General features: G+C 65.9%; 8 protein-coding genes and 1 tRNA gene. 2 read left to right on the forward strand and 7 right to left on the reverse strand.

Annotation, left to right across the window (positions count from 1 at the left end; all coding sequences use genetic code 11):
- The 3 genes from EN939_RS14135 to EN939_RS14145 form a co-directional block, all read right to left on the reverse strand.
- Nucleotides 1–622 (reverse strand): ABC transporter permease (locus tag EN939_RS14135; RefSeq protein WP_164750990.1); only part of this gene is annotated, 622 nt, incomplete at its 3' end.
- The gene (locus tag EN939_RS14140; protein WP_127268496.1) at nt 619–1,332 is read right to left on the reverse strand and encodes an ABC transporter ATP-binding protein; all 714 of its coding nucleotides are present in this window, start codon (nt 1,330–1,332) and stop codon (nt 619–621) included. The genes EN939_RS14140 and EN939_RS14135, both read right to left, overlap by 4 nt.
- Nucleotides 1,333–1,336: 4 nt before the next feature.
- Complete coding sequence (locus tag EN939_RS14145) at nt 1,337–2,629, reverse strand: efflux RND transporter periplasmic adaptor subunit (RefSeq protein WP_127268497.1); 1,293 nt, start codon at nt 2,627–2,629, stop codon at nt 1,337–1,339.
- Nucleotides 2,630–2,729: 100 nt separating this feature from the next.
- Between EN939_RS14145 and EN939_RS14150 the strand changes: the two genes are divergently transcribed.
- Both EN939_RS14150 and EN939_RS14155 read left to right on the forward strand, forming a co-directional pair.
- Nucleotides 2,730–3,638: a PhzF family phenazine biosynthesis protein gene (locus tag EN939_RS14150; protein WP_127268498.1), complete on the forward strand. Its 909-nt coding sequence runs from the start codon at nt 2,730–2,732 to the stop codon at nt 3,636–3,638.
- A 106-nt stretch (nt 3,639–3,744) separates the two neighbouring features.
- Nucleotides 3,745–3,820, forward strand: a tRNA-Lys gene (locus EN939_RS14155).
- 112 nt (nt 3,821–3,932) lie between these two features.
- Here the strand turns inward: EN939_RS14155 and EN939_RS14160 are convergent.
- From EN939_RS14160 to EN939_RS14175, 4 genes are all read right to left on the reverse strand, one after another.
- Nucleotides 3,933–4,190: a hypothetical protein gene (locus tag EN939_RS14160; RefSeq protein ID WP_127268499.1), complete on the reverse strand. Its 258-nt coding sequence runs from the start codon at nt 4,188–4,190 to the stop codon at nt 3,933–3,935.
- Nucleotides 4,191–4,273: 83 nt separating this feature from the next.
- The gene (gene cobT / locus EN939_RS14165; RefSeq protein WP_127268500.1) at nt 4,274–5,284 is read right to left on the reverse strand and encodes a nicotinate-nucleotide--dimethylbenzimidazole phosphoribosyltransferase; all 1,011 of its coding nucleotides are present in this window, start codon (nt 5,282–5,284) and stop codon (nt 4,274–4,276) included.
- Nucleotides 5,285–5,335: 51 nt separating this feature from the next.
- Nucleotides 5,336–6,112 carry an adenosylcobinamide-GDP ribazoletransferase gene (gene cobS / locus EN939_RS14170; RefSeq protein ID WP_127268501.1) on the reverse strand — a complete coding sequence of 259 codons (777 nt, stop codon included), beginning with the start codon at nt 6,110–6,112 and terminating at the stop codon, nt 5,336–5,338.
- Between the two features lie 3 nt (nt 6,113–6,115).
- The gene (locus tag EN939_RS14175) at nt 6,116–7,459 is read right to left on the reverse strand and encodes a cobyrinate a,c-diamide synthase (RefSeq protein ID WP_127268502.1); all 1,344 of its coding nucleotides are present in this window, start codon (nt 7,457–7,459) and stop codon (nt 6,116–6,118) included.
- Between the last annotated feature and the right edge of the window lie 19 nt (nt 7,460–7,478).

Here is a 7,478-nt window from a genome sequence, read left to right on the forward strand (position 1 = left end):
GCATCAGCACGACATTGTCCTGGTCCTGGCCGAAGCCGGTATAGCCCTTGGGCTCGAGCAGGCCGATGATCTTGCAGGAGGTGCGGTTGACGCGGATGATCTCGCCCTCGGGATCGCCGGCGCCGAAGAACTGCTGGCGCACGGTCTCGCCGATCAGGCACACGCCTGTGCCCGAGCGGGTTTCGGAATCGCTGAACGGGCGGCCCGACACCAGCTTCCAGTCGCGCGCATCGAGATAGGCGCTGTCGGTGCCGGTGACGCCCGAGGTCAGGCTCTCGGTGCCGAAGATGACGCGGACCTGCTTTTGCGAGGCCGGCGAAATCGCGCGGGCACCGCTGAGATGCGCCACAAGTGCCGCAAGGTCCTTTTCCGCGAGCGGACGCACCACCTGGTCGAGCCCGCCCGGTCCGCCGGGACCGGCCGGACGGCCGGAGCGGACCACCAGCAGATTGCTGCCGAGCTTGGAGATGTCGGCCTTGACCTTTGCTGTGGTGCCCGAGCCGATGGTGAGCATGGCGATGACGGCGGCAACGCCGATGACGATGCCGAGCAGCGTCAGGAACGAGCGCAGCACATTGCGGCGGATCGAGCGCAGCGAGAGGCGGACGGTTTCCCAGATCATGGCTGTGCGATCTCCAGCTTCCTGGAATCCGAAGCGACATGGCCGTCGAGGAAGCGGATTGTGCGTTCGGCATATTCGGCGACGTCGGCCTCATGCGTGACCATGGCGATGGTCAGGCCAAGCTCGGTGTTGAGCCGGGTGAGCAGCTCCATGATCTCGTGCGTGCGGGCGGTGTCGAGATTGCCGGTCGGCTCGTCGGCGACGAGGAGTGTCGGACGCGTGACGATGGCGCGCGCGATCGCCACGCGCTGCTGCTGGCCGCCGGACAGCTCGGCCGGCGTGTGGTGCTCGCGGCCGACAAGGCCGACCTCCGCCAGCGCCTGCATGGCAAGGTCTCGGCGCTCGCGCGCGGCAACACCCCGATAGATCAGCGGCAGTTCGACATTTTCGGCTGCCGTGGTGCGGGCCAGCAGATTGTAGCCCTGGAAGACGAAGCCGACATAAAGGTTGCGCAGCATGGCGCGGCGGTTGCGGTCGAGCCGGCCGGCGTCGATGCCCATGAAGGAATAGGTTCCGGCCGTCGGCGTGTCGAGGCAGCCGATGATGTTCATCGCCGTCGACTTGCCGGAGCCGGATGGACCCATGATGGCGACGAATTCGCCACGCCGGATCGCTAGATCGACGCCGGCCAGCGCATGCACCTTGGCCTCGCCCTGGCCGTAGCTCTTCCAGACCTTGTCGAAGGTGATGAGGGTCGCGCCCGCAGCCACGGCATCAGCTCCGCTGCTGCGACGCGGTGATGATTTGTGCGCCTTCATCCAGGCCAGAGATGATCTCGGTCAGTTCGCCGTCGGTGGAGCCGATCTTGACATTGACCGGGTGCGGACGCCCGTTCTCCAGCACGTAGAGTATGCGCGAGCCGTCGGTGGGCACTGTGGCGGCCTGGCGCTGGCGATTGCCGCCGGGGCGCCCCATGCGGCCGGTGAACAGGTCGCTCAGGCTCCAGCCGCGGGCGGCCTGCTGCGCCGGGCGATAGCGGAAGGCGGTGGCGGGTACGGTGAGCACGCCCTTGGCCTGTTTTGTGACGACCGAAACGGTGGCGGTCATGCCGGGCCGCAGCAACAGTTCGTTGTTGTCGACCTCGAGCCGCGCATTGTAGGTGACGACGCCGTCGGTGGTGACCGAGGCATAGGAGATGTCGCGGATCTCGGCATCGAACGGCCGCTCGGGGAACGCATCCACGGTGAAGCGGGCATGCTGGCCTGACTTGACCGCGCCGATGTCGGCCTCGTCGACCGCCGCCACCAGTTCCATGTTCCTGAGATCGGCGGCGATGATGAACAGCACCGGCGCCTGCAGCGAAGAGGCGACCGTCTGGCCGGGATCGACCGAGCGCGTCAGCACGATGCCGTCGATCGGCGCATAGATGGTGCTCTTGGCAAGGTCGGTCTGCTGCGCCTTGAGGTCGGCCTGGGCGATGGCGAGGTTGGCCTGCGCGCTGTCGAGCGCTGCCTTGGAACGGTCGCGCGTGGCGGTTGCTGCTTCAAGCGACTGGTCGGTCGCCATGCCGCGCCTGGTCAGTTCGGCGGCGCGCACCAGCGCCTTCTCGTTTTCGGCCAGCGTAACCGTGGCGTCCTCGACATTGGCGGCGGCGGCCTTGGCCGAAGCTTCGGCGCGCTCGATCTGGACTTCGAGTTTCACCGTATCGAGTGTCGCCAGCACGTCACCCTTCTTGACCTGCTGGTTCTCCTCGGCCGAGACCGAGCGGATGATGCCGGACAGTTCGCTTGAAATGTCGACCTGGGTAAGGGGCTGTAGCGTGCCGGTCGCCGACACCGCGACGGTGAGGTCGGCCTTGGCGGCAGGCACGGTGGTGTAATCGATCCTGGCCGGCGAGCCGGCATACCACTGATAGACGCCAAGCCCGGCAGCGAGCACGATCAACGCCAGCAGCGCATAGAGCCAGCCGCGCCGGCGCGATTTGCGCCGACCCGTTCTGTCGAGCCCAAGCGCCGTCTCGATGGCGGAATCCGATTCCGTCTTTGGCAGATTGACAATCTGGTCCACGCTGGACCCCTATAATGCGTAATATCCCGTCTGTGCACAGATCAGGCTTACTGGTTCAAATATCAAATTAAATTTCGCCCATGTTGGGATTGAGGCAGGAATGAAAACCCGGAATTACTTGCTCTACGATGTGTTTACGACCGAGCGACTGGCCGGCAATCCCTTGGCCGTCGTGCTGGACAGCAAGGGATTGGACACGGCGGCGATGCAGGCCATCGCGCGCGAATTCAATCTGTCGGAATCGGTGTTCGTGCTGCCGCCGGACAATCCCAAGCACAGAAACCGCATTCGCATCTTCACGCCCGACTATGAAATGCCGTTCGCCGGCCATCCGACGGTCGGCGCCGCGATCGCGCTGGCCGAACTGGCTGAGGAGGGCGGCGCCGGCATCTTCGTGCTGGAGGAAAACATCGGCCCGGTGCGGTGCGCCGTCAGCAAGCATGACGGCAACACTTTTGCCGAGTTCGACCTGGCGAAGCTGCCGGAGCCGCTGAAGCTCGAAGCCGATCCGGAGGCGATCGGTGCGGCGCTTGGGCTGACGCCGCACGAGATCGGCTTCGAGAATCACCGCGTCGCGTTCTGGTCGGCCGGCGTGCCCTACGTCACCATTCCAGTTGCCAATCTCGAGGCGGCGGGCCGCATCCGGCTGGACAACCAGGCCTGGTCGGAACTGGCGCCGCGCAAGAGCGAGTGGGCCTTCGCCAGCCCCTATGTCTACTGCCGCGAGACGGTGAACCACGAAAGCGCCTTCCATGTGCGCATGATCGTGCCCGGCACGCCTTCCTACGAGGATCCGGCGACCGGCTCGGCGGCTGCGGCCTTTGCCGGCGCCATCATGCATTTCGACGCGCCGACCGACGGCATTTCGCAGCTGTGGATCGAGCAGGGGCTGGAGATGGGCCGGCCTTCGCGCATCCGCCTCGAACTGACCGTGCAAGGCGGAAAACTGGCCTCGGCGCGTATTGGCGGCAACGCGATCAAGGTGGCGGAGGGCAAGCTGTTCATCTGATCGAACGCATGCTCGGTCGATTTGTCGGGAAATGATTCCGGCAGGGCTGGACAGGACCGGTGGTGGCGGCTATATGCCCGCCAACGCCGGTTTTTGCCGGCCGAGTGGGTGCGTAGCTCAGTTGGTAGAGCAGCTGACTCTTAATCAGCGGGTCCACAGTTCAATCCTGTGCGCACCCACCAAATTCCTAGAAGAGTTGGTGGAAAGACCCTCAAAGCGAGACGCGTTTGGTGCGTCTCGGGCAGGCTGTCTGACCGTGATTCTTTAACCGCGCTATCCGGATCTCGTGGCGATTCAGCCGCGTTGAAAAATGCGGCTCAGAAACCGGCCGAGTCGAAAAGCAATGCTCTTTTCCCCGACTGCAGCTTCGTTGGCGCCAATTCCGTCTTTTCCCCCGGAGAAATCGCTGATGAGCCACCAGAAGAAGACCAGGAAGACAACGAAAATGCCGGTATCGATCGGGCCATGACTTGAATAGCTGCTGTGACGGAGCACAACAGCAACCGCCACGGCGATAGACACTGCAGCTGCGACGGGATGAAGTTTTTTCATAGGCAGAATCTATTTGAGAATCGCCGTTGCCGGAAGATGCTTCTTTTGTCGTGACGATGACGGCCGATACGGGGAATGGATAACTACTTCTCCGAAACGCCAGCCTCGGCAAAACTCGCCATGCGGGCATGGCACTCCAGCGCCGAGCGGACGATGTTGACGGCGAGGCAGGCGCCGGAGCCTTCGCCGAGCCGCATGCCGAGATCGAGCAGCGGCGGCAGGCCGAGGGCTTCGAGCAGGCCGCGATGGCCCGATTCGGCCGAAACGTGAGCGGCGATTGTGTGGGCGAGGCCGGTTGGGTGCATCTTTGCCAGTGGGGCTGCGGCGGCGGTGCAGACGAAGCCGTCGAGCAGCACGGGGATGCCCAGATGGCGGGCGGCCAGCGTGGCGCCGAAGATGGCGGCGAGTTCGCGGCCGCCAAGCGCGGCAGCGAGAGCGAGCGGGTCAGCAAGGGCGGCGGCGTGACGCTTCAGCCCGGCTTCGATGGCGACCACCTTGCGCTTGAGGCCGGCGTCGTCGACGCCGGTGCCGCGTCCGGTCCATTTTTCAGCACCACCGCCGAACAGGGCAGCCGAAATGGCGGCGGCCGGCGTGGTGTTGCCGATGCCCATTTCGCCGAAGCAGATCAGGTCGAGGTCGTTTGTCACGGCGTCATACCCGGCGGAGACAGCCGCGAGAAATGCCTTGTCGTCCATCGCCGGCACTTGGGTGAAGTCGCCAGTCGGATGGTCGAGATCGAGTGGGATGACATCGAGTTCGGCGCCGGCCATGCGGGCAAGCTGGTTGATGGCGGCGCCGCCGCCGGCGAAATTCGCCACCATCTGCACGGTGACTTCCGAGGGATAGGCCGACACGCCTTGCGCGGTGACGCCATGGTTGCCGGCGAATACGAAAACCTTGACGCGGTCGAGTTTCGGCATGTCGCGGCCCTGCCAGCGCGCCAGCCAGGCGGCGATGGTCTCCAGCCGGCCGAGGCTGCCTTGCGGCTTGGTCAGCGTGTCCTGGCGGCGGGCGACCGCATTGGCCGCGGCATCGCTGCCGGCCGGTAGGTCGAGGCAGGCGGCGCGCAATTCACTAAGGGATTTGAAGGGCATGGGGGCAAAGTCTCCGAAAAGGAATCAGGCCAAGAGAATCAGGCCAGGGGATCAGGAAAGCGCTACGGAAGCGACGAGCAGCACCGCGATCTCGCTTGCCTGCTGCAAGGCGCCGATCGTGTCGCCGGTCTGGCCATCGATCTGGTTGAGGCAAAGGGCGCGGAACGCGGCAAACAGCAGGCCAAGCAGGATCAGCGCGAAGATGGCTCCGCCGAGCCCGAGCAGGAGCAGCGGGATCGCGCCGAGCACGGCGCCGGCGATGGCGGTTTCCTGCGAGACGGTGCCGGCATCGGCCGAGAGGCCATCGACTCGCGCTGGAGGCAAGAGATGCATGAAGGCGCCAAGCAGGCCGCGCGAGGCCGCGTGTGCGGCTATGAGGGCGAAGAGGGCCTGAGTGGGATCGACGAACTCCGACAGCGCGCTCCAGCGGATCAGCAGCGACAGGCCCAGCGCCATGGCACCATAGGCGCCGATGCGGCTGTCGCGCATGATCTCGAGTTTGCGGCCGCGTGATTTGCCGCCGCCAAAGCCGTCGGCGACGTCGGACAGCCCGTCCTCATGCAGGCAGCCGGTGGTGAGCACGGTTGCCACGAGAGCAAGGGCCGCCGCTGGCCCCATGGCCAGGCCAAACCGTTCGGCCGTGGCAAAGACGATGGCGCCGATCAGGCCGACGACAAGTCCGGCGATGGGGGCTGCCCAGATTGCGGCGGCAAGGCTGCGGCCGCGAAAATCGAAGACGGGCAGCGGCAGACGGGTGAAGAAGACCAGGCAAAGCGCGGTGTCGTCGACGACCTGCCGTGGGGAAAGAGCCAGGTTCCTGAACTTCATGCTCTAGCCCCTCGCAATGGCATGGAAGAAGGTGCCGCTGGCATGGCCGCGCCGGTAGCCCGAGGCGCCTATCGGATTGCCCTGGCCATCGGCAAGGTCGGCGAGCGGTTCGTCATTGCCGGTGGCCGTCATCTGCGCATAGTGGAATTCGTGGCCGCGAATCAGCGCCCCAGCCGAGCCCAGCGGGCAATCGGCGCGCAGCCGCGCCTCGCGATAGCCGAGGTTCATCTTGCGTTTGGCGAAGCTGGTGGAATGGCCGAGCAGGCCGAGCATCGCATGCGTTTCGCCCGACGCGTCCTCCAGCGCTTCGCCCAGCACCATGAAGCCACCGCACTCGCCGTGGATGGGCTTCGTCGTGGCGAAACGGGTCATCCCGGCGCGGAAAGTCGCGGCGGCGGCGAGCTTGCCGGCGTGAAGCTCGGGATAGCCGCCCGGCAGCCAGCAGACATCGCAAGCCTCGTCGGGCGCTTCGTCGGCGAGCGGCGAGAACGGGACGATTTCGGCGCCGGCCTTGCGCCAGTAGGCGGCGACATGCGGATAGAGGAAGGTGAAGGCGGCATCCTCGGCCAGTGCGATCCGCTGGCCGGGCGGCGCCAGTGCGTCGGTGAAGCCGCCAGACGCCGGGGTGAAGGGTGTCGCCAGGGCCATGATCGCATCGAGGTCGAGCGATTTCTCCGCCATGTCGGCCAGCCGGTCGAGATGCGCCATCAGGTCGTCATATTCGCCGGCCTGGACGAGGCCGAGATGGCGTTCGGGCAGGTTCAGCGTGGGATCGCGCAGGATGGCGCCGACGACTGGCAGGCCGATCGCCTCGATGGCGTCGCCCGACAGCCGGCGGTGCCGCTCGCTGCCCAACCGGTTGAGCACTACACCGGCCATGCGTACATCCGGATCGTAGGTGGCAAAGCCCTTGGCGACGGCGGCCGCGGTGGTCGACTGGCCGGAGACGTCGAGCACCAGCAGCACCGGCAGGCCGTAGAGCCGAGCCAAGTCTGCGGCTGACCCGGTGCGCCCCGGCGAGGCCGGAATGCCGTCGAACAGGCCCATGGCGCTTTCGAGGATGACGAAATCGGTGTCGTCGGCGGCTTGCGCGGCGAGTGCGTTGAGCAGCGATGGCGGCATCGCCCAGCTGTCCAGATTGACGCCCGACAGTCCCGTGGCGGCGGTGTGGAAGCCGGGGTCGATATAGTCGGGGCCGGATTTGGCGCCTCGCACCTTCAGCCCACGCCGGGTGAGCGCGCGTAAAATGCCGATGGTGACGCTGGTCTTGCCGGAGCCGGAGCGCGGCGCGGCTGCGCGCCGATTGCCCGCTGGGCTCGGCTGGGGCGCTGATTCGCGGCCACGAATTCCACTATGCGCAGATGAC

The sequence above is a fragment of the Mesorhizobium sp. M7A.F.Ca.CA.002.05.1.1 genome (genome assembly GCF_003998335.1).
Taxonomy (GTDB): domain Bacteria; phylum Pseudomonadota; class Alphaproteobacteria; order Rhizobiales; family Rhizobiaceae; genus Mesorhizobium.